This window comes from Paenibacillus sp. GCM10027626 (genome assembly GCF_042676285.1).
Classification (GTDB): Bacteria; Bacillota; Bacilli; order Paenibacillales; family Paenibacillaceae; genus Paenibacillus_Z.
Map to the genome: position 1 here is coordinate 107,350 of NZ_JBHTHC010000022.1, position 23,194 is coordinate 130,543.

A 23,194-nucleotide genomic window follows, 5' to 3' on the forward strand; every position below is an offset into this window, starting at 1 on the left:
CTCCTATGTTAGAAAATCGACTGGTCGCGCAATTTTCTGGACAACGTGTTCGCTGTCATCAGCAGTGCGATGCTTACCAGCGTTTTGGTCATGCCGATCGCCGTCGACATCGGGAAATTGTTCTGCGTAATGCCGATGCGGTATACGTACAGATCGAGCACTTGGATATTGCTTTGCACAAGTCCGTTGTTGAACAAGTAGTACTGTTCAAACCCGTTATTCAGTAGCGAACCGATATTGAGCAGCAGGAGCGTAATAAATGTTGGTATTAACCCCGGCACCGTAATGTGCCGAATTTTCCCGAACCGTCCCGCACCGTCCACAGCCGCCGCATCATATTGATCCTGATCGATTCCGACGATCGCGGCAATATATACAATCGCTGCAAAACCGAGGCCTTTCCAAACCGAAATTGCCGTTTGAAAGATCCATACGATATCCGGGTTAGCGAGCGGGTTCAAAGGTCTTTCGATGATATGCAGCTGGAGAAGGAGCTTATTGACCAACCCGTCACCGGACGAAAGCATGAAATAACAGATCGCGTAGACAAGCACCCAACTGATAAAATTGGGCAATGTCGTCGTCGTTTGGATGAATTTCTGCAGCTTCTTGCTTCTCAATTCCTGCAGGAATATCGCGAATATGACCGCCAAAGGCGAAACGAGCAACCCCATAAAGCTCATCATCAGCGTATTTCGCAGTACTGGCAATATTTCGGGATCGTTGAAAGCCATTCTGAAGTATTTGAAGCCTGCAAATCCAGTCTCGAACAATCGCAATCCGGGCTTGTAATGGAAGAAGGCAATCGACCAGCCAAGCAGCGGCAAGTAGGAAAACAAGACAAGAGCGATCACGCAGGGAACCGCCATTGCGATCAACGTTTTTTGCCCGGAAGACAGGCGCCGCTTTGCAGGATAGGCAGCGGTTCGGTTGGCGGCGAGCCACATTCCCAAGTTTGACAATTTAAACTCCTCCAGTTTATGATTGGGGTACCTTACGACCCTTACTGAATCAATATTATAATGACAGCGTTCTCAAATCGATTCTCAAAACTTTAGATTTTTATAATTATTATAGTTTTCCGATGCTGAAGTGAGGAGAATGTCATGTTATCGGTCTTGTACAACCGGTTCTTGAAGCAAAAATTTTTCAACCGTCTTCTACTCTCCTATACGCTCATACTTCTGGTGACAATCGGCTTTCTAAGTTCAACCATTATCCGCAGCGTAGACCGTTCCGCCGAGCGGGATGCGGTCGACAGCGCCAATCAGGCGGTGCAACGAATTCGCAGCTACTTCGACCAGAAAGAAAATACGGTGAAGCTGCTTGTCCAGCAACTGTATCTGAACCCGTACCAAAGTCGCGACATGATGGAGTTTTTGTCGCAGGACACCGTTTCCTACAACAGCGACGATTTGTCTAAAGCGGATATGATCAAATATTACTTGAGTGCAGCCGTCTACCAGGACAGAGACATTATGGACGCTGTGATTTACAAAAAAGTAAACGGCAGCCTGTACGTCCGATCCAGCGACTTCACTTTGAACAACGACGAATATTTGAATACGAACATCGGATTATTTAACGCCATGGATGATCAGTTCCACGGCCTTGCCTTGACTGCCGCGTATTCCCAAACCTACAACACGAACAACCGGAAGGCCATTTTCACCATAGCCGCTAATTTGAGAGGCGATATGAAAAACAATATTTTCGACAAAAGCATTGCCGTTCTATCCGTCAATTTCAACACCGACCGAATGATAAGACTATTCCAGGATCAGATCGACCGCAACTATAACATCGATATCCTGGTGCTGACCCGGGACGGGCAAGTGATATGCGACACGCGGAACATGTATTACGGCAAGCCCTATCCATTCTTCGACCAGGTCAAGGCCACGAACCAGAAAGCGAATTTGGACCGCAGCAGCATGGTGACGACTTCCGCCAGCGACAGCCTCGGCTTTTATGTGGTTGGCATATTGCCCCATTCCGATATTTCCTCGAAAACCCGGTCGACCAAAAATACGGTCATCGCGCTCGCGGCCGGCAGCGCACTTGTTGCGATCGTTCTCGGTTTTGTCAGCATCCGGTTCTTCTCGTCCAGAATCCGCCTCATCAACAAAGCGATCCAGAACGTGCAGACGGGCGATTTCACCTCGCGCGTTTCGGTCGGCAGGACGAATGACGAAATCGGTATGATTGCTGTCAACTTCAATGAGATGTGCAATCAGATTGTCGATTACATCAATAAAGTGTACATTTCTGAGCTGAAGCAGAAGGAGGCCGAATTATACGCCCTGCAATCGCAAATTGATCCGCATTTCCTGTACAACACCCTTGAAGCGATTCATATGGAAGCGCTCGCAGCCGGCAATGAACAGGTCAGCCAGATGATCGAAATTTTGGCGCAGTTGTTCCGCAGCAGCATTAAAGAGGGGATGTTCATTACGATTCGGGAAGAGCTTCACTATTGCAGCTTGTATTTGGACCTGTACAACATCCGGTATGAGGACAACTTGACGATCGGGTTCCGGATCGATCCGGACATATACGAATTCGGTATTCCAAAGTATCTTCTGCAACCGATCGTGGAGAACTGCGTCATCCACGGATTTCGTCACAACGGGGAAGACAACCGAATCATGCTGCACGGGTACCTATCAAAAACCGGGATCCATCATGCGGACGATATTTTCATCGAGGTCATCGACAACGGAAACGGGATGAATCCGATCGAGTTGGAGAAAATCAAAAACGAGCTCAATGTTTTGCAATTCAACAGCAATCACCGCAGTATCGGCATTGCCAATGTACATCAACGCATACGGCTCGCTTTCGGCCTGCCGTATGGCATCGATATTGTCAGCAGCGAGAACGAGGGAACCAGGATCGTGATCCGATTGCCCGCCAGGTCGAAAGGGGAAATGGCCGAATATGTACAAAGCACTCATCGTCGATGATGAACCGAGGATATTAAAAGGGTTGCACAACATCATCCAGTGGGAGGATTACGGTATTGAAATTGCCGGTCAAGCCGGCAATGGGGCCGAAGCGCTTCGTATGATCGAAGGCTCCAGAATATCGATATTGATTACCGATATTCATATGCCGGAAATGGACGGGCTGGAATTGATCCGGCAACTCAAACGGAGAGGACTTTCGGTCAGAACGATCATTTTAAGCGGTTATAGCGATTTTACCTACGTCAAGGAAGCGGCCTTGCTTGGAATTGAAAACTACTTGCTCAAGCCCATCGTCAGGGATGAATTATCGTCTACCTTACTCAACATTATTGAAAAAATTGAACATGAGACGAATCAGCAAATCCATCTCAGAAACGCGTCTCTCATTCTAAAAAATAACATTTTATACCGGTGGCTGATGGGCAATATCAGTCATGTCCAACTGAAGGAGCGGGCCGATCTGCTACAAATCGACTTGAACAGCCAACACTATGTCGTTGGCTTGATCAAGTTGATATTCGAGGAAGATCATGAACCGGTATATAAAAATTTAATGAATTTTGCTTGTGAAAATATTTGCAACGAACTACTAACCGCCCGCACCAACGTCATTACGTTGAATGATCCGAACGGCCTGATCGTTGTTATATTTTATGGGGACGACGCGTGCTGCACCGATCAATCCGTACATGACATGCTGCAGGAGTGCATTTCAGCAGCGGGCAAGTTTCTGAAACGCGATGTGTTCGTAACCGTCGGCAGCCATGAATCTGACAGCGAACACGTACACCAAAGCTATTCCAATGCCAGACAATTGATGGAATACAGTTTGATCATCCCTCCGAATTCGATCGTTTGCTACGATCAGATTACTGGGGAGCCGAATGTGAAAAACGAAAAGACTAAAATCGAATTTGATGCGTTTCAAACGAGCCTATCCTTGAAAGATAAAGAGCAGGCTGCCGCTTTTATTGACGACACGTTCCGTATGGTCGGCCAAATGAAAGGGATTCCTCCTCTGTACGTTCAAAATCTGTCCATCGAGATGCTGTACCGGATATTGAGCGCCCTGAACCAATTGAGAATCGAGACAGCCACGCTTCTGGACGGTCAGGATAATATGTTCATCCATCTGCTCAAAGTCAAACATCTCGACGAAATGCGCGATTGGCTCAAATCGATCGCCCTGAAAGCGATTGAAAAAATCTGTTCGGAAGAGGACAGTATGAACCCGTTGGTCAAACGAGTGCTCGATTATTTGGAATCGAACTATTCGGATAATATATCGCTCAAAACGATTGCAGCTTCCTTCCATGTCAATGCCGCGTACCTTGGGCAACTGATCATCAAGGAAAAAAACGAAACCTTCTCTAATTTGCTCAATATGAAGCGGATTGAAGCTGCCAAGGAGTTATTACGCCATACTTCTCTCGGCTTGAATGAAATTGCCACGCAAGTCGGCTACGTTAACCAAAGCTATTTCAATGCACTGTTCAAGAAGATAACTGGAGCTTACCCGACACGGTATCGCTTGGAAAGTAAGGAGGTCTTATAAAAAAGGGGATAGTCCCTCCGCTCCGTCACTCCAACACATGAAACCTCTGGCGGTAAACACGGGGCGTCACGCCTTCGGTTTCCATGAACCGTTTGCAGAAGTACGATACGTTCTGGAAACCGACTTCCTCCGCCACTCTTGCGATGGACAGGTCCGAATTGACGAGCAGCAATTTAGCCTGTTCAACGCGGTACCGGGTCAAATAGTCGAGAGGGGGACCTCCATACTTTTGTTTCATACATCTCGAGATGTAGACGTAATGATAGTTCAAAACTTCAGCCAACCGTTTACTGTCTATATTTTCCTTATAGTGCTTTCGCAGGAAGGTCGCCGCCTTGTCCGCAACAAGTGAAACGTGCCTGCCTTTCTCCGATGCTTGTATCGGCTCAAGCGACTGCATGACGTCCTGCACAATCGTCTGCTGCCGCCACCGCGCCCGCGATCCGGACTGATGGTTCAGCGCCAGCAGCTTTCGCATCTCTTCATATGTCTTCGCCGGCCGATACAGCTGCGCGTGACGCGGAATAACAATCGCGAACGGATCGTATGCAGTCGGGCCGCATCGGCCTGCCACGTTCATCCCGGTTTGCTCGTTCTCCCACTCGCCCCATGGCCCGTCCGCGACGAAATGCAGCCAATAAAAATGTGTGCGCGTCGAACAGCCTGCCGCAGAATAATGATAGGCGTCCGGACGAAGCAGCAGCGCTTGCCCTGACCCAACTTCCCAAGTCGTCCCTTCTTCCCCCATAAAAAGACAACCTTCAGTCACAAGCAGCAAATCAAACACGCCAATGGCGCGGCGCGCCGGATGCATCCCGCCTATTTCATACACAGCCTCCCCGCAGGCAAGAAAATACGGAAGTGGGGGCGCGCTCATCTGAAAAACCGTCATTTAAAACCCTCCTAAAGGTTTAAAATGTGGTATATCAAGTTGATATGCCATATTTTTTCTCTTTGAAAACAAAAGTATAGTAATAATGAGAAGATCGGTCTCAGTTTATATTGTTGCATTTATTTTAGATCAACCAAGGAGTGTGTTCAATGGACAAAATGGCTGAAACGGTTAAGCGAAAATGGTGTCCCGTCCCTTTAACGGACGTGGTGATCGAAGACGTGTTCTGGTTGCCTCGCATCCGTACAAACCGGGAACGCACACTGCCATTCGAGTACGAGCAATGCAAAGATACGGGACGCATCGATGCCTTTCGGCTGGACTGGACGCCCGGCAAAGAACCGAGACCGCATGAGTTTTGGGATTCCGACGTAGCCAAGTGGGTGGAAGCAGCAAGCTACAGCTTGTCTCAACATCCTGATCAGGAGCTGGAGAACCTGCTTGAAACCGTGATCGATCTGATCGTTTCCGCGCAGCAGCCGGACGGCTACTTGAATACTTATTTCACGGTCGTGGAACCGCAGAACAGATGGCGCAATCTTGGCATGAACCACGAGTTGTACAGCGCGGGACATCTGTTCGAGGCGGCGGTCGCCCATTATGAATCGACCGGCAAGCGCAAGCTGCTCGACGCGATGTGCCGGTACGCCGATTATATCGGCGAAGTGTTCGGACGAGGCGTTGGGCAGCGGCGCGGGTACTGCGGGCACGAGGAGATCGAGTTAGCGCTCGTGAAGCTGTATCGAGCGACGAATGAGGAGCGGTACTTGAGACTTGCGCAATATTTTGTCGACGAGCGGGGACAGGAGCCGAACTACTTCGAGGAGGAGCGTCTGGCAAGGGGCGAAGCGCCTCATCCGTTATTCGCCGACAGTTACGCTTATGCCCAGGCCCACATCCCTGTACGGGAACAATCGGAAGTCGTCGGCCACGCCGTGCGGGCGATGTATTTATACTGCGCTATGACCGATTTGGCCGGCGAGATCGGGGACGAATCGCTGCTCCGCGCATGTGACGCGATATGGAACAATTTGTGCGCGAAGCAACTGTATTTGACCGGCGGGATAGGCTCTTCGCGGCATAACGAAGGCTTCACGACCGACTACGATTTGCCGAACGAGACCGCTTACGCGGAAACGTGCGCGGCGATCGGCTTCGTCATGTGGAACCACCGTATGCTGCAGTTGAATTGCGACGGTAAATACGCCGACATGATGGAGCGCGCGCTCTACAACGGCGTCATAAGCGGAGTATCGCTCGATGGCGAGCGCTTCTTCTATGAGAACCCGCTGGCCAGCACCGGCGCCCATCACCGCAAACCGTGGTTCGGCTGTGCCTGCTGTCCCCCGAATATCGCTCGTCTGCTCGCCTCGTTCGGCACTTATGTGTACTCCTCCGGCGATGAAGGGATCGCTGTACATCTGTATGCACAAGGACATGCCGACATTCGGCTGGCTGAGCGCAAGGTAACAATCGAGCAAGAGCACGAATATCCATGGTCCGGACGGATTGCCCTCACGATTCGTCCGGACCAGCCCGCCGCTTTCGCCCTTAAGCTGCGCATTCCCGAATGGTGCAAGATGGCGTCGCTCAGCATCAACGGCGCAGCGACCGCCCAAGTGACAGGCGCGGACGGCCGGGAGGACCGGATCAGGGCAATCGGCGGCGATGGTGTTGGTGGCGATACCGACTCGATACCGCCCGGATTATCGATTCACCGCGGCTATCTCGCAATCGATCGCGTATGGCATCCGGGCGACGTGGTGGAGCTCGCCCTGTCGATGCCGGTCGAGCGCATATATAGCCACCCACGCGTCACGGCCAATATCGGCCGTGTGGCGCTGCAGCGTGGACCGCTCGTGTACTGCCTCGAGCACGCGGACAACGGCCCCCGGCTGCAGCAGCTCGCCCTGCCCGCAGACGCCGTGCTCGAGGCCCGTTTCGAGCCCGAACTGCTCGGCGGCATCGTCGTCCTCGACGGTACAGCAATGCGGCTTGCCGAGGATGGCTGGGACGGCCGCTTGTACGGCTCCGGCGATTCCCGTCCGGCAGCCGAGCCTGCGCTGGTCCGCGCCATACCTTATGCCTATTGGGACAACCGCGAAGGCGGTGAGATGCTCGTCTGGCTGCGCGAGATGTCTAAATAACCTCCCTCCAAACAATTGCCCTCCATCTTCCTTTCGGCCAGTGGAGGGCCCTCGCAAGCCTGGCCAAAGATTAGTAAACTTCGCCGCGGCAACAAAAAGTGATTCATTCGACACTGGATAGGGTGGGCTAATTAGAAGCCTGTCTAGCCCTGTAGAGCATAATAGTCAACACCTCATAAAATAACCAGGCCTTTGAAGGAATACCATTTGCTCAATAACATTCAATAAATCCCTTCTGCATTTGCAGGCAATTCCCTAACATGCTTCAGATACTCAGTCATATTGGCATCATCTTTGGCATTGTAATTATACTTAAAATACTCGGCGACATCCTTGGCAAGAACCCTAAACATTTCGCAAGCTGCGAATATGGAGTTCCACATGTTATCATAGTCGCTATCCGCATAAGTTTCCTTATACATTTCCCAAAAGGATTCGGGAAGATACTTCTTCATATACTTCCCCATTTTCCCTGTAGAAACTTGAAAATCATTTTTGGTGCCCACCCACCATGAAATCATCTCATCCAATTGAGGTCTGATGACGTGTTCAAACATTTGTTTCGCATACGGTAATTCATCACGCCAAATCCCTTTAGCAACATTTTGCAGGCACCACCAAAAATTATTGCAACAACCTAAATATGATTGCTCTGTAGGCTGTTTAACATGATAGTCGATATCTGTGGGAGCAGGAATGATTGGCAGGCAGTTATCCTTATCTAATAGAGAAACTGTCAACTTATCGCTAACATATCCTTCAAGCATAGATTCTTTAGTTTCGATGTGAAGGTCTATCCGATTTCCATCTGTAAATAACATTAAATATCCGTAAGACCGAGTAAAATCCATATCTATACCCATGGATTGGTTGTTTTTATCAGGCTCTTGCATCATAAGCAAATCACCAAATACATTGATCCATGTCTCATCTTTTATAAAAGAAGAAGTTTCGGTAACTACGTAAACAATATCATAATCCTGAAAAATATCCTTGGGAGCATTGGGGTTGGTACGCGAGCCGTTCATATAAACCGCTCGGATTCGTTCATCCTTTTGAGCAACCCCTAGTATTAATTCAAACATTTCTTTTTCAGTTCTCATGTACGTCCCCCTCCAAATCTTAATACAGCATAGTACAAATGGGATATTTTTCACTTGTCTTTATCCTTCATGTATCAGTTTCCCTAAACCTTCCATTTCAACAGAATACCTTCTTGGAGTAAACTGTAAGCGTAAAAACGTTGTCTGACTCTGAATTACTGACTACATCTGCTCCATCTGACTTAATGATTGTTATTCGTCAAACTCGGCTTTAGGTAAATATAGAGAAAGAACCTCGCTCATGTCATTAACCTTGTTCAATACACATCCGAAAGGTAGTTCTATCCCCTCGTAATGAGACACTATGGAAACTCTGATTGCAGGAATTTGATAATCACCCCAAAAATAAAAGACAAACGACTTCCCTTGATAATGCTTGCACAAATATCTAGACCAAGAGGTTTTAATAAAGCCAAAAACTTGCTGTAATTCGTTCAACGAGATACTGTTCTTTTTAATCAGTTTGTTCAGCTTTTAGATGGTGTAAAGGTTATAACGAGCCTCAGCATAGTATTGTTCCTTATCGTTAGAGAATACTAAATTTGGATGTTCCGCTATCTCCAATATTTCTTGAAATGCCTCTATTCCCTTTTTCTTTAGAAAATCTATCATTCTAAACTCACGACCTTCAAATATAGTCCCATTACGTTGTACCATATTTTGGTATACCACCGGAATAGTATTAGACCGAGGTGCCGTCCGCAAACCGATCAATCTTTGTAATGATAATCCAAAATCAAATCATAATGATTAGGTGTTGTCTGTTCATTCCATTTTTCACCGTATTCTTTCCCGATAAAAATTAATCCCAATAACCTTAATGGATCCGAGGCGATAAAAGTATCATTCCCTCTTATTGCTTCCCAGTCAAACGAATCGTCATCATTATCATTGATTTTAATAGAGAATCCTGCGTCTAATATTATTTTTAATGCGAGATTATAAGTATTCATCGCATCTGCAATTTTCAAATCGAATCACCTCATCCACATGGTTTGTACAACTATCATCCTTTAATCCATATCTTAGCATGAAGTGTTGAAGAAAAACTGCCCGTTAGCTTAATAACAAAATAAGGACCAGCCGCCGCGGCGAACTACTCCTTGTTTCGTTCAACTTATTAAGTTTTTTGCAACAGATCTCTCTCTATTTTGTATTGACTTGTTGCATGTTGCCGATAACTGCCTATTAGGAGTCCTATAAATGATCATTCATATGGACCGTTCATTCCGTGTTCCCCCGCTGCAGTCGGTCCGTATCGGCATCCGTGGTATTCGCTGCGAAGCGAATCTCGAAAAGACGCGCCTGATAAGCCTTGGGCATTCGAATGGTCAGCTGTCCCGTGTTCGGGCTGTAATGGTAATCGACCGAATAACCTTCGCGAGGATACAGCTGCACGATCTCCGCCTGAAGTACGCCTATTCCGCCCCGGCCGCTCGAGCCTGCCAGCGGAATCGTCCGATATTCGTCGCCGTCCCCGAGTCTCCAGACGGACAGCAGCAGCCGCGAATGGTCGCGTGACGCCAGCCCGACGGCAGCCCAATTCAGCACGTCTTTGATCCTCGTAAAGCCGAGCGGCCAGAAGGGATAGGCTTGCGAGATGAACGAGCGCTCCCGCTTGTACAGTTCGACTGCCTCCGCGATCAGCACGCGGTTCGTCTCATCGGCAAGATGGAGGTGGCCGGACAGATACAGATTGCCGCACATGCCGTTCACCATATTAAAGATCGTCTGCTCCCCATCGGCCATCGCCGTCAGTCGGACCGTTTCCTTGATGCCCTCCGGATTCGGCAGGTCCGTAAAGAGCAGCGGATACGGATAAGCCCAAATGCCGAGCTGCTCCGGCAGAACCGCCGCCAGACTGCCTCCAATGATAGACGGATATTTGCGGTAATCCTCCTGGTCGCTGGAGCTTTGCAGATGAAAATGAGCCAACGCCTCGTAGTCCGCCCTCATGCCGCCGGAGCCGCAATTTTCCAGCATCACCTGCGGGTGGTGCGCCCTCACCTCGTCGATAAATCGGTAGAAATCCGACAGCGCCTGTCGCAGGCCCTCCGCGGCCGCTTTGCCTCCGGTGTCGTCGCCCGGCCCGATGCACAGATTGTAATCGTTCTTGAAGTAACGGACGCCCATTCCCACGAGGCGGTCGATCACGCCATGCATGTAAGATCGCACGTCCGGATGGCCGAAATGGAGAAAAGATCGAAGCCCCCCGCCTACGCGGATGCCGTAACGGCGGATGAACCAGTCGTCCGGCTTCGCGGCTAGAGCCGCGTCGTCTCCGCACACTTCCATCTCCAGCCACAGGCCGGGCTTCATGCCTTTGTCCGCGATATATGCGAGGAAAGACTCCAGTCCTTCCTCACCGAACCGGTTGCGGCTCGGCTGCCAATCGCCGAGACCGCTGCCCCATGACGAGTCGATCTCGCCGAACCACCCGGCGTCGATGCAGAAATATTCGCAGCCCGCAGCCGCGGCCGCATCGACAAGCGGCATCAGCTTCTCTTTCGACGGATCACCCCACAACGTGTTCATATAATCGTTGTAGATGACGGACGTGGCAGGCAAGTCCCCGTACAGTCCCTTCGTCAAGTAACGGCGGTACGCCGTCAGCTCCCTAACCGCGTCGGCGAAGTCACCGTCGCAGCAGCCGAAAGCCGCCGGAATCGATTCGTAGCTTTCGCCTGGCAGCAGTTGCTTGCTCCAACTGCCGAACCGCTCGTCGGCTCCATCCGCATGAATGAACAAGCCGCCGCTGTCGTCGCTCCAAGAGCCGCGGTAGCCGATCTCGAGATGCCAGTTTGCGGACGTGTCCAGCTGACAATACCATACTTTGCCCGTCTCAAAGTCTTCCAGTACGATCAACGGCAGCAGCTTGCCCGTGCTCCAACTGCCGACGGAAGAGAAGTGGACAGCCGACGTGCTCGGGTGGACCGATGTCGGGTACAAGCCCAGCTCCTCCAGATCTCCGGAGCGCCATTGGCCCTCCCCATTCCAAGTCTGACGGCAGTAATGAACGCGGATTTTGCGTTTGTCATACCAGGGCAAAAGCCCGTCCGTGGCGACGCCTTGCATGCACATCGAGGATAGATGGGTCAGCACGACCGGCGAATCCCCTTCATTGGTGACGACCGTTGTCTGGCCGATCGCGGCCGCCCCCGGAATGAACCGCATATTGACCTGCACCTTCAGCCGCAGCTGTTCGTGCCGGTACAGAAGCTGCAGCCCTTCGGCATCGGCGGAATGGGACACCAGTCTCATCTCCGAAGGCAGGGCGGTCAGTCCGCTGATCAGCGCCGGATTGTTACCGTACGGACGGCCTGCGACGGCCAACTCGAAATTCGGAAAAGGAATACCGGGAACCCGCTCCCGCAGCTCCTTGGAAGAGTTTAAGGTTACCTGCATCCATCCTTTTTCCGTATGCGCAAAGCCTATATGCATGCCTTCATGCTCAATCGTCATCCTGTTAGTGTGATCCTTCATCATTCGTTCTCTCTCTCCTGTAAACCAGCTCCGGCTGGCCGATCGCCAGCGGCTTCAGCACATAGCGGTCGGTCCAGCGCGAATGGTCGAAAAAGTGGCTTGGCGTCAAAAAATGCACCGATTCGTCGTCCTCCAAATGATGCGGCCCGATCAAATTGCGCAGCGCGGAAGTAACGACTAAAGCAAACTTTGTCCCTTTGCCCCACTGCTCCGTAATCTCCCACTCCCACCCATTCCATCTGATAGGCGAGCCCTCGCGCTTTATTTAGCCACCAATTTAGATCGGTCGGATACGCTACATCCACATGCTCGGAAGTGGCGTCTACCAGCATCGTCCTATGATTCAGTGGTGTAGTCATCGCAGTTACAGTGACACTCACCCACCGCTTTGACGACTCCTGCCGAGCTTACGGTCGCACTGGAAGCAACGTTCGAGCTGTGCGTCGCGCTTGATCAGGAAGTCAGGATTTGGCGTCCTACATCGTACCTGCCGCGACTTGGATGATTGGGTATTTGTAATATTTCACCCTACCAATCTCTTATCATATCTGCTAAAATTGCATAAAACATAGTTAAATATTATCCATATTTTTGTATTATTCAACCCTCTATAAGGAGAGTATTTATGGAGCGTGGGTCGATGCTGTACATGATTGCTCCTCCTATGCCATTTTACGTGATAGGCGGAGTAAATAAGTATTATCCGGGAGACGAGCACCCCGATCGCTATGCAATCGGCGTTTTCGATATGCTGCTCGTGATGAAAGGCGAACTCCGGATCGCGGAAGAGCGACGAAGCTGGCGGGTTGGTCCCGGACAAATGCTTATCCTTCGCCCGGATCTGCACCATTACTCCGCTGGACCTTGCGGAGAGGAAACCCACCACTATTGGCTGCACTTCATGCCTGCCGGCGAATGGTGGGAAATTCCGGACGATCAGCGGCCGCCCGATAAAGATATGCTCGTCCAACTACAATCGGCTCGAACGAAGTTTCCCCTTCATCGAGTGTATAGCATCGCGGTGCCTAAATATGGCATGATCCCTTCTCCGGGAAAAACGTTCGATGCTCTCAAGCACCTTATTCAATCGGAACTGGAGCCCCCATCCCTGGTATTGTGGAAGCATCAATCCATTTTAGACGAGTTAATCAGGGATTTGCACCGCGATCAGAAGTCCGTGAACGATACTCAGGCCGTCCGTCTGGCAGAACAAGCGGAAGCGTTTCTGAAGCAGAACTATAAACATCCGATAACGAATGCCATGCTTGGAGAGGCACTGAACTTTCACCCCAATTACATTGCGCGCAGCATGCGGAAAGTGCTCGGCTTCACCCCGGTCGAATATTTGATGCAATATCGCTTGGAACAGGCGAAGCTACTGTTGATGAAGACGGAGCTATCCATCATGCAGATCGCCGAAGAAGTCGGTTTTCAGCAAACCGCCTATTTTTCCCGTTGTTTCTCAAACAAAGAAGGGATTTCGCCCTTGCAATTCCGTAAAAAGTTTAAGAAGAAGGGCTGAAAAAACCGGACCTCATGGGAGTTTTTTTCAGCCTTACCCTCTATCCTCTCCCTTTAAGCTCCACGACGACATTAATTTCTTCCGTCCCCTCGAACAGTCGCGTTGTCCCGTCAGGCAACCTGAGTTCCGTCGGAATTCCGCGCAGTCCGCTCGCAAGCAACCGGAATTTTCCGGTTCGCGCGTCGAGATCCCACGCTACGTTCACGACTCCATGGGGAGTCGAAGCACCTCCCTTCGCCCAAGTTAAAGGTCCGATTCGCGGTTGGATCACGATTCGGGCATAGCCGGGCGCTCCCGGCTTCACGCCAAGCCATTCGCTGGTGCATTCGTATAAGGGCGCTGCCCCCCAACCATGGCAATCGCTACGCTGCATAACCGGGTCCTCCAACCAAGTTGTTAGACCAAGTCTGATCTGCTCACGCCATAATTCCCACACGCCGAAAGTACGGTCGTATATCCCTGCGGCGGACACCGCCCTAAATAGGAAAAAGGCCATGGCATAGGACACTTTCGCTAACGAATCGTCCGCCAGCATACTCTCCGCTAAACTTATAGCCTCCTCGCCTTCGACGGCATTTGCGAGTATCGCCCATAGCTGGGCATGCTGGCTGTATTGCTCCAACGCAGGCGCGTCTTGAAACAGTGCTCTCTCCTCCGACCAACTATGGCGTTTGACCGCATCGATCGTACGACTCGCCCGCTTCCGGTATTCCGTGCCCGTATCAATTCGTCCGGTTTTTTCGTTCAGAATGGCAGCTTGATGCAGCGCATCTGCATACATGAAATTATATACGGTCAGCGGCAATGGCTTGCCCGGTGCAGGAACGCCGTGCGAACCTTCCCATTCGTGGACCCAATCGACGTAAGACCAGTAGCGATTCGGGGCAGGACCTACGAGCCCGTCGTCCGTCACCAAGCGTTCGAACCAATCCAGTACCGCGTCGATGGTCGGGCGGTATTGCCGTACAAGCAAAGTGTCGCCCCAGAAAGCGTAATGATCGTGAACCATCATGACCCAGTGCAGCGCGAACCCCGGGATGATCTGTGTCTCGTTCGAAGGAAAGCGACTTTGCAGTATGCCGTTCGGCAGCATAGACTTGTGGAAATCGTCAATCGCTTTGCGCGCTAAACGATCGTCCCCGCCGACACAATAGGTGAACAATGCCTGCAATCGTGTATCCATAATATATTGAAGCTGCTCGTAATACGGGCAGTCGATATAAGTTTCGTACATGCACCGCTGAAGCGTTCGAATGCTGATATCCCACATGTGATCGAACGTCTCGTCGGAACAGGTAAAGGAAGCCTTAGTTTCCAGCGGGTATCCGGTTTCGCGGTAATCGAAACTGCGCAGCGTCAAAGGCACCTCCGCGACCTCTATGTCCAGACGTACGAACCGGAACGTACGGAACTGGAATGTCTCGTATTCCTCGCTCCCGAACGTATCCGCTCCGCCAACTCGGTACGATTCGGTTCCCCCGCGCAGCATTTTCCCTACATGATCGTCACGGTTGCCTTTCCGGCCTTCACTGTCTACATAGCTTTCCGAGCAGAGAAAGCGAATCTCGCTTCCCCTTCCTCCTTCCGTTGCTATTCTCAAAAAGCCGTTAATCAACTCTCCCGCATCCAACTCGAGCGAAACTTTACTTCGGGCGGGCAACACAAGCCGGGCTCCGCTGCTTGCGAAATCCCGCAAATGCCGGTCCTCCTGTATTCCCTCACTGCGTACCATACGAGTAAAGCTTCGAGAACGCTCGAACATGAGCGGAATCGGCCGCGGAGTGAGGGGCCAGGCGCCGACGATGCCGTATGCACCCGGATTAGGTGATTCCCCGATCGCCTCCGCCGGAGACCAGCGCGTATCGTCATAGTCGGCTCGTTCCCACCCATGCGGAAGAAGTCCGCCGTCCACCCGCTCCAATCCTCCCGTAACCGTGAGCGTTTGCGGCTGTAATACAACAGACTCATCCCGCAGGCATCGCCATGAGACGTCCGTCGATAGCTCCTCCAGCAAATTATCTTCCACGTAAAGGTTCCCTTGAAGCAGGAACGCCCCCGCCGGAGCGCTGATAACAGCGAACGGCTTCGTGTCGTCTTCCCCGTAATGAAGCACTTTGGCCGCCAGTACGTTCCGGCCCTCCTTCAACTTGGACGAGAGGTCAACCGTCTCGTAATATTGTGTCCACCGGTCTCCCCGGCAAGGACCGAAGGCAACCGATTCCCCATTGATGTAAAGACGATAACGGCTGTTCGCGGAAACATTGACAACCAATCGGCACGTTCGGGTAGGCGGGAGATGGAACTCACGCCGGAAATATACGATACGGCTCGCAGTCGAATCGCTTACTTCTTTCTTCTGCGCCCATATCCATTGGGCAGACCATGTTTTATCCTCTTCCCTGATCTTCATCGTCTTATATCGCCGTCAATACCCTTCGGGCAGAGTGAACAGCTTTCCTTCCCCGGGCGCAAAGGAGGCGGACAACTGCCCGGTCGCGCTGTCGTAGTCGGTTGCGTCTTCTCCCCCCGTTGTCTTGGATATTTCGGTTACGGCTAATGGCTTTGGCGTCAAGGCGAACGTCAATGTACGCGAATTCACCGTGTCCCTGTTCACGACCATGACGTACTTGCGCCCGCTTCCGCTCACAAAATAACCGATTACAGCCGGCTGCGTATTGTCCATCGGTTGCCAGAAAAAGCTCGCAGGAAGCGCTGTAGATCCATTCGGAATCGTCCCCGTATGGTAAACCGCCTGCGAAGTCAACGAAGTTAATGCAGGTCCTAGCTTCAGTACCTCGCCATTGATTTCCCGAGCCCATGTGTATGAGATGTTCTTCGTGCCGTCCGGCAGAATGATACCATCGTGGAAGGGTTCGTTCCATACGGCGTTCTGCGGCGTCCAATACGTAAAATAAATATAACCTTTGGCGCCATAGGCAAGGTTGGTATAAATCTGATAGCGCATTTCTTCCTTGCTTGGTACACGATATGTGCCTGTAATGCCGACCGATTGAATATACGACCAGAAGTCGATCTTGCCAAGCAACGATTGCCGACGGATGATTTCAAGATTTTCATAATAGTCGTTCCGGGTCGCCCCTGATTCAAGAAATGGATAATGATCGTACACGAGCACATCCGGATGCTTGCTTACCCATCTGTATACGTAATCCTCGTAAGATTGCGGTATAATATTCTGGTTAATCGTGAACCAGAAGTCCGCATCGATCGACGTGCCCCCGACATAAGCGGTCCCGTCCTTCTCCCACTTCTCTCCTGTATTGGTGCGAACGACCCATCCTACGGATTGATCGCCTCCACCGTTATGCGTCAACTCCATATAATAAGATGTATTCGGGTTAACCGCTGCGCTCAATGAAAACTGCGGCCAACTTGTCGAGGCTGAAGAAATCGTGGATTCGGCGATCTTGGCCGTTTTGGCCGGAGAATCCCATAAGGTCAACGTAAGCGCTTCGCCGTTTGTCATTTGAGATCTGTCAAAATACATTTGAATCGTGTTAATGGAAGACATATTCGGTCCGGTACGGAAAGTTTGACCGAGCGGCTTTAGAGGCGTGACATATTCGCCGGACATCGGTCGAAAACCGAAAAGGCCTTCTGCGGAGCTCGGTAACAAGTTCGCAAAAACCATATGCGTGGGATCGTTCGCTTTAAACCGTTCCTGGGCCTCCTGCAAGCGCACCATCATATCGACCGTCGGTTCGTCCTTCAGGTTGTAGCCGAGCAACGCGGGGTGAGATTTATAAAAACCGACAAGCGTATCAAGGTAAGCGTCGGACGTTCTGCCCCCCTGGACGTATGCAGAGGCCAATTGGGAAAAACGAATTTCGAAATAAAGGTCTTTAGCCTGCGGTACTCCGTTCAAATAAGCCTGACCGCCCGGATACGAATCGTTCGGACTGACGGAAATGAAAGCGCCTTCTTTTGAACTGTTCGTTTGCAGCTCCATATAATACGTTTTATTCGCGTCAATATTGGTATACGACGCATAAGTCGGATTCAAGTTCGGCGCGATCTGGAATTCCACGAGGTCGTTGTCGACCGGTCCCGTTACCGCGTCGCAGCCGACCGTATTCACTTTGCTCGGACTATCGTATACGCAAAGCTTCAGTTTAACGTTGCTCGACAACGTCGATTTATCCACCTTGAGCGCGACGTGGTCGATATACCACCCTGTTCCCGACGCGGGCGACGCGAACGTCTGCCCGATGCTGCGATCCGATCGTGCCTTCCACCCGTCACCGACGGTAGTTTGCACCGCTAGCTCGCTCTTCAACTCCAAGCCAAAGTCGTGAACGAGAAGCTTCAGCCCGTGGGCCGCAGCATACTGTAACGCCCGCTCGTTCGAGGCATGCGAAACGACGTTGTTGGTGCCGACGACGAATGTCGCGTTCATGTTTGCGATGTCAGCGTAAGCGGCATCGCTAGTTTCTGCCGGTTCCGGAGGGTAAAAGATGCCGATCGGAAACGGCGAGACCGTTGTGGTACCAGCCGAAGTTGTTTTCATACTGAAACCAAGCGAGAAGGTTATTAGGGCTAGCGTACAGCCAATCGACATTGCAGCAATCTTGAACTTTTTCAAAGGAATCATCTCCTTTTTCGTATGTGCGCTCATCTACCGTTGCAGCTTTATCCTTTCAAGCCGCCGGTCGTAAAGCCGGAAACGAGCTTATTTTGAAATAAAACGAAAACGAGCAGAATAGGGATGACGGAAAGCGTCAGTGCCGCGAACAGCGTTGTCCAATCCGCCGCATACTGCTGCTTCAGCATCATGTCGTACAAGCCGACGGAAATCGTATACAGCTTATCGTCTTGCAAGAACATGAACGGAAGAAAATAATCGTTCCAGATGGAAACCATCGTCACCAGGCTGACGGCGGCAATGCTGGGCCCGCTAAGCGGCAGCATGATGCGAAAGAAAATTTGCCAATGGCTCGCTCCGTCGATGAACGCCGCTTCCGCGTATTCCCAAGAAATACCTCTATAAAAACCGTATAAAATAATGAAGTTCATGCTCAGGCCGCCCGAATACAAGATCAGCAGCCCAATATGGCTGTTGAACAGATGCAGGTCGATCATCAGCTTATAAAGCGCGGCGAGCGATCCGACCTGCGGGATGAGAAACGAGCTGACGGCGAAGAAGAAAATGACTCCTTTTCCGGCAAACTTGTATTTGGCCACCGTGTAGGAGGACATCGCCGAGAACAAGACGGCCAAAAACGTGCCGCCGGCCGTAATGTACAAACTGTTGAAAAAATAGGTGCCGAGACCGCTTTCCTGCCACGCCTTGGCGTAATTGGACCAGAGCAGCTTTTCCGGCCAGGACCATACATTCGCGTAAAACTCCGGGTTAGATTTGAAGGCGTTGATCGCCATCCACAAAAACGGATACAGAATGGTCGCGGCGTAGGCGAAAAGTCCAATTTGAAGCAGCAGAGCGCTGCCTTTTTGCGGGAACGTTTTCATGATGATCACCTCCTGTGTCAATATTCGACGACTGTTTTGCGATCAAGCGCATATTTGACTGCATAGGTAATCCCGAAGCCGACGAGGATTAACATGATGCCAAGGGCTGAGGCAAGCCCGTAATCGCCCTTCTGAATCAATACCGTAATTTGCAGCGCTACCGTATTGGTCGTCGAATTCGGTCCCCCGCCGGTCAACAGCTTCGATTGCAGGAAGATCGTAAAAGCCGAGCTTGTGCCGATCAAGATAAGCGCTGATATGTTCGGCCATATCATCGGAACGATCACTTGAACGAGCTCCTTTTTCTTCGAGAGCCCCTCCAGTTTTCCCACCTCGAAAATATCTTGCGGAATCCGCGCAATCGCTCCCATGATCATCGTGGCGTAAAACCCGATTCCTGCCCATACGCAGAAGAAAAATACGGTCGGAAGCGCCGTCCCCGGCTCCCCTAACCAGGAGCGCTGCCAGTCCTCCAATCCAATCCATCCGAGCAGCGGATTGACGATTCCGATGAAGGGACTCGTCGCGAACGAAAACACCATGGTCATGATGACGATCGAGATAATCGTTGGCAAGAAGAACACGGCGCGGTAAAACGAATGGAATCGTATTTTTTGCGACAATACGTAACCGACCGCGACGGAAAGCGGCAACAGGACTAGGACGTTCAGCGGAATCCACAGCAGTGTATTTTGCACCGCGTATCGGTAAACCGGATCCTCACCGATCAGGTTGAATATTTTTTCGTAATTGGCGTAATTTACCCAGTCGATTTTCCCTGTATAGACGTTCCAGCGTTGGAAGGAATATACGATCGTTTGATAATTGACGTACACGGTAAAGACAAGGAAGTGCAATACCGGATAGGCCAGCATCGTAAAGATGAACAGCTTCTGTTTCCGCTTCATGCAATCGATCCTCCAAATAAGGCTACATCCAGTTCCTGCTTCGGAACTGGAGGCAGCGTTTGCTATGCCCGTTTATGCTCATTTCAATCCCAACTCTTCGGTGTATTCGTTCCACTTTTCTTTGGCGAATGCATAATCATCATTGAACTGCTGTTCCGCGGTTTTTGTTCCGGTCGAAATGTTTCCGTTGAATTCGCCTGAAGGGTAAATCCCCCCAAATTTCATGTACATCGGGCTATCGGAGTTGAACGTAAACGGCGTCGAGCTTTGCATGATGTCCACGACACTTTGGGTGAACTCGCTTACCTTCACTCCGTCCATGTCGTACTTGAACGGACGAAGGGCACCGGTAGACTCTGTAAATTTCTTGTTCATTTGCTTCGTCGCGGCAAACCGGATAAATTCTTTAGCGAGTTCCATTTCCTTCGCTTTAGTCGGAATGACCGTAATATCGCCGCCTACCATACTGAAAGCAATATTCGTTTCTTTGGCGTTGTCGACAAGCGGAACAGGCATCATTTTCATTCGGAAGCCGCTTGGAATCGACGATTTCATTTCGTTCTCCAGCCAATGGCCATTCGGAATCATGGCTGCCTTGCCGGACAGGAACAGCATTTGTGCTTCCGTATGATTGACCGCCTCGGAGCCTTTCAGCACCCAACCGTTTTTGAACAATGCTTCGTATTGCTCTAGCGCCTGCTTCTTCGCCGGATTGTTAAGTGGCTCAGGCGACTCCATCTTCAGAAGCTCGTTCAAGTAATCAAAGCCCCCAGCCTGCACAATCATCGGCTTCACCAAGAAGTCCATATACCCTCCGGGAATTTTACCAGGATAAACGATCGGCGCGATGCCTTTTGCCTTCATTTTGTCCGCAAGTTGGGCGAAATCCATCCACGTCTTCGGTACCTCCCAGCCGTTCTCCTCGAACATTCCCGCGTTGTACACCATGCCAAGAAGGCCGTCCGACCAAGGAAGCCCGTATATTTTATCTTTGCCCGCCGCGAATTTTCGAGCTTCTTCGTTCATCGTATCCTTAAACTTGCCCCCGTCAAGACTGTCCCCGTTGTAGATGTCGGACAAATCGGCCAACAAACCTTTGCCCGCCCAAATCTGCCATTTGTCCGAGTGAATGAGGAAGGCCACGTCTGGTAAATTACTGCCCGATTCGAAGCGCGGGTCCAACTTGTCCATGATGCCCGAATCACCTTCCAGTTCAACGGTTACGTCTTTATGCGCCTTCTCGAATTCTTTCTTTAATTCCAGGAACCAGGCGTCCCCGTACCCGCCTATGAAATAAGCCACTTTCAGCGTCCTAGGAGCGGAACCCGACGATTGCTGCGGTTTTTCCGACTCGCTATTCGGAACGGTTCCGCCGGCCTCCTCCGCATTCCCTCCGCCGCATCCGGCTAGCAATGATATAAGCATGACCGCAATAAGGAATCGAAAGGCATTAAGCTTTTTGTTTTTTGAGTTCATCTTTTGTTTGCTCCTCGTTGTTTATTCTTGAAGCGTTTACATTGATAACCGTCATTCTTCTCTGTTCTCCCCCTTGTGCAATAAATAAAGTTCAAATGCTAGATGAAATTTGCAATATCCCATTCCATCTGTCACTCATTATAGGGTATAACATGAAGAAAAAAAATGCGGGTAATCAACCTAATTTTTGCATATTTTAAACTTCAGTTCACATCATCTTCATGTAAATAAGCACTCATTTTTCAGTGGGCTAACTAACATTTCTCGAAAAAAAAAGCCCCCCGTTACTGGGAGGCTTACCGATTGCCGCGCATTCCTCATGCGGATGAGCCATCGTGATGAATTAAGTAATATTCGTAGCCCTGATGATGAATCTGATCCGAAATCGCTGGAACTGCTTGATATTTTCCTATCATGTAATCAAATTGCAAGTTTTACGGCCATCCTCGGAATCGTTGCTTTCAACGACTTGTTATACATAGCTCATTGTTTAATTGCCTACACCATCTCTAAATCACCTAGGCATGCTGCTGAACTGTCTCGTTTCTTCCCAGATATACAGCATCAGAGGTATTGTCTGCAAAGTCTAAATGTAGGAATCCATTACATATGTTTGTAGTCCTTTCTCCTTGCAATAGCTTATCATCTCAGTCACCCTCACTCCCCTTGTCGCATATGCAGCCGCGGCTACTTCTCCAATTCCCTTTGCTGCACCCGTTACAACGATCACTTTACCTGTAAAATCTACACCATACCCCTGCCTTTCATAACCTCTTCGATTTTAAGACAAAACCACCTATATTTTAGCGATTGTCAATCTAACATGCCAATGTTCCCTATAGCTTAATATTGTAATACACGCTCGAGAACGCCCATCCTGCCATATGAACGAGCAATACAATCCCCAGGACAGGAGCTGCAGACAATTTCACACCGCGTACCATCATGATGAATAGGATATAGATTGCTACCAGCGTAATTTTCCATGCAGCTGCTTGAGATTTACTTGAAATGATATGAAATCTTTCATCAAGTCCCCTCTGACGCGCTGCTTGCTTACGACCCCACCATAACCCGAGCAATCCCCCAAAAACGCAGAGCAGTATTATCAGTAAGACTCCAACCTGATCCAAACTCATGATTATTCACTCCCCTTGTCAAAAATAAATACATCTTCAATGTAACGATCAAACACTTTCGCAATTTTATATGCCAATTCTAAGGATGGATTATATCGACCATTCTCAATGGATATGATCGTCTGTCTCGAAACACCAACTCGTTCGGACAACTGTTCCTGTGTTAGCCCTAAAGCTGCTCTTAAATCTTTAATGCGATGTTCCATCCAACCCCACCTCTATGTAAAACTAACTTTACGTAAAGGATACTTTACTTTTCATTTGATGTCAAGCATACTTTACATCACGCAAATACTCCAATATAGATAAAGAGGCAAGCTCCTTTCACTAGCCTCTGTGAAATCCCTTGAAATGTTGCGATAAACTGCCCGTTAGCGTAACAGGCCGCCGCGGGGCATAACAGCCAACCTTTTACCCGATTCAAGGCTATGACCAAGCCTTCATAACATGCACAGAAGGCCACCGAAGTAATCGGCAGCCTGATTGTCAGTAATTCAACTATCGTGTCCCGTT

The 23,194-nt window shown here is 50.2% G+C and carries 18 protein-coding genes; 4 read left to right on the forward strand and 14 right to left on the reverse strand.

The genetic code is table 11. The features are described 5' to 3' along the window. Positions 1-8: 8 nt before the first annotated feature. The gene (locus ACFQ0N_RS30570; protein ID WP_379333637.1) at positions 9-962 is read right to left on the reverse strand and encodes an ABC transporter permease; all 954 of its coding nucleotides are present in this window, start codon (positions 960-962) and stop codon (positions 9-11) included. 144 nt (positions 963-1,106) lie between these two features. Between ACFQ0N_RS30570 and ACFQ0N_RS30575 the strand changes: the two genes are divergently transcribed. Both ACFQ0N_RS30575 and ACFQ0N_RS30580 read left to right on the forward strand, forming a co-directional pair. Then, a complete protein-coding gene (locus ACFQ0N_RS30575; RefSeq protein WP_379333640.1) occupies positions 1,107-2,966 on the forward strand; it encodes a sensor histidine kinase in 1,860 nt (619 codons plus the stop codon). Next, on the forward strand, positions 2,941-4,524 hold the full coding sequence (locus ACFQ0N_RS30580; protein WP_379333642.1) for a response regulator: 1,584 nt from the start codon (positions 2,941-2,943) through the stop codon (positions 4,522-4,524). Before ACFQ0N_RS30575 ends, ACFQ0N_RS30580 begins: the two co-directional genes overlap by 26 nt. Before the next feature lie 25 nt (positions 4,525-4,549). On the opposite strand, the gene ACFQ0N_RS30585 is transcribed toward ACFQ0N_RS30580, so the two are convergent. After that, the gene (locus tag ACFQ0N_RS30585; protein WP_379333644.1) at positions 4,550-5,416 is read right to left on the reverse strand and encodes a helix-turn-helix transcriptional regulator; all 867 of its coding nucleotides are present in this window, start codon (positions 5,414-5,416) and stop codon (positions 4,550-4,552) included. Positions 5,417-5,565: 149 nt separating this feature from the next. Between ACFQ0N_RS30585 and ACFQ0N_RS30590 the strand changes: the two genes are divergently transcribed. Beyond that, a complete protein-coding gene (locus ACFQ0N_RS30590; RefSeq protein ID WP_379333646.1) occupies positions 5,566-7,563 on the forward strand; it encodes a glycoside hydrolase family 127 protein in 1,998 nt (665 codons plus the stop codon). Between the two features lie 221 nt (positions 7,564-7,784). Here the strand turns inward: ACFQ0N_RS30590 and ACFQ0N_RS30595 are convergent, their stop codons facing one another. From ACFQ0N_RS30595 to ACFQ0N_RS30615, 5 genes are all read right to left on the reverse strand, one after another. Continuing rightward, positions 7,785-8,666 carry an aminoglycoside 6-adenylyltransferase gene (locus ACFQ0N_RS30595; RefSeq protein WP_379333648.1) on the reverse strand — a complete coding sequence of 294 codons (882 nt, stop codon included), beginning with the start codon at positions 8,664-8,666 and terminating at the stop codon, positions 7,785-7,787. Positions 8,667-9,140: 474 nt separating this feature from the next. Next, the gene (locus ACFQ0N_RS30600) at positions 9,141-9,323 is read right to left on the reverse strand and encodes a hypothetical protein (RefSeq protein ID WP_379333650.1); all 183 of its coding nucleotides are present in this window, start codon (positions 9,321-9,323) and stop codon (positions 9,141-9,143) included. A gap of 53 nt (positions 9,324-9,376) precedes the next feature. Beyond that, positions 9,377-9,637, reverse strand: a complete 261-nt coding sequence (locus tag ACFQ0N_RS30605; protein ID WP_379333652.1) for a hypothetical protein — start codon at positions 9,635-9,637, stop codon at positions 9,377-9,379. Between the two features lie 253 nt (positions 9,638-9,890). Next, positions 9,891-12,152, reverse strand: coding sequence for a glycoside hydrolase family 36 protein (locus ACFQ0N_RS30610; RefSeq protein WP_379333654.1), 2,262 nt, complete (start codon positions 12,150-12,152; stop codon positions 9,891-9,893). Beyond that, positions 12,133-12,267, reverse strand: a complete 135-nt coding sequence (locus ACFQ0N_RS30615; protein WP_379333656.1) for a hypothetical protein — start codon at positions 12,265-12,267, stop codon at positions 12,133-12,135. The genes ACFQ0N_RS30610 and ACFQ0N_RS30615 overlap by 20 nt, the downstream gene beginning before the upstream one ends. Positions 12,268-12,774: 507 nt before the next feature. Here ACFQ0N_RS30615 and ACFQ0N_RS30620 point away from each other — a divergent pair. Beyond that, positions 12,775-13,671: a helix-turn-helix transcriptional regulator gene (locus ACFQ0N_RS30620; protein WP_379333658.1), complete on the forward strand. Its 897-nt coding sequence runs from the start codon at positions 12,775-12,777 to the stop codon at positions 13,669-13,671. A 40-nt stretch (positions 13,672-13,711) separates the two neighbouring features. Here the strand turns inward: ACFQ0N_RS30620 and ACFQ0N_RS30625 are convergent, their stop codons facing one another. From ACFQ0N_RS30625 to ACFQ0N_RS30655, 7 genes are all read right to left on the reverse strand, one after another. Then, a complete protein-coding gene (locus tag ACFQ0N_RS30625) occupies positions 13,712-16,081 on the reverse strand; it encodes an alpha-L-rhamnosidase-related protein (RefSeq protein ID WP_379333660.1) in 2,370 nt (789 codons plus the stop codon). A gap of 15 nt (positions 16,082-16,096) precedes the next feature. Further along, the gene (locus tag ACFQ0N_RS30630; protein ID WP_379333662.1) at positions 16,097-18,274 is read right to left on the reverse strand and encodes a beta-galactosidase; all 2,178 of its coding nucleotides are present in this window, start codon (positions 18,272-18,274) and stop codon (positions 16,097-16,099) included. 47 nt (positions 18,275-18,321) lie between these two features. Further along, positions 18,322-19,158, reverse strand: coding sequence for a carbohydrate ABC transporter permease (locus tag ACFQ0N_RS30635; RefSeq protein ID WP_379333664.1), 837 nt, complete (start codon positions 19,156-19,158; stop codon positions 18,322-18,324). Positions 19,159-19,175: 17 nt separating this feature from the next. Continuing rightward, complete coding sequence (locus ACFQ0N_RS30640; protein ID WP_379333666.1) at positions 19,176-20,066, reverse strand: carbohydrate ABC transporter permease; 891 nt, start codon at positions 20,064-20,066, stop codon at positions 19,176-19,178. A 78-nt stretch (positions 20,067-20,144) separates the two neighbouring features. Next, on the reverse strand, positions 20,145-21,542 hold the full coding sequence (locus tag ACFQ0N_RS30645) for an extracellular solute-binding protein (RefSeq protein ID WP_379333668.1): 1,398 nt from the start codon (positions 21,540-21,542) through the stop codon (positions 20,145-20,147). 836 nt (positions 21,543-22,378) lie between these two features. Continuing rightward, positions 22,379-22,681 (reverse strand): hypothetical protein, encoded by a 303-nt coding sequence (locus tag ACFQ0N_RS30650; RefSeq protein ID WP_379333670.1) that lies wholly within the window; start codon positions 22,679-22,681, stop codon positions 22,379-22,381. A 2-nt stretch (positions 22,682-22,683) separates the two neighbouring features. Then, positions 22,684-22,887 carry a helix-turn-helix transcriptional regulator gene (locus tag ACFQ0N_RS30655; RefSeq protein ID WP_379324364.1) on the reverse strand — a complete coding sequence of 68 codons (204 nt, stop codon included), beginning with the start codon at positions 22,885-22,887 and terminating at the stop codon, positions 22,684-22,686. Positions 22,888-23,194 lie beyond the last annotated feature (307 nt).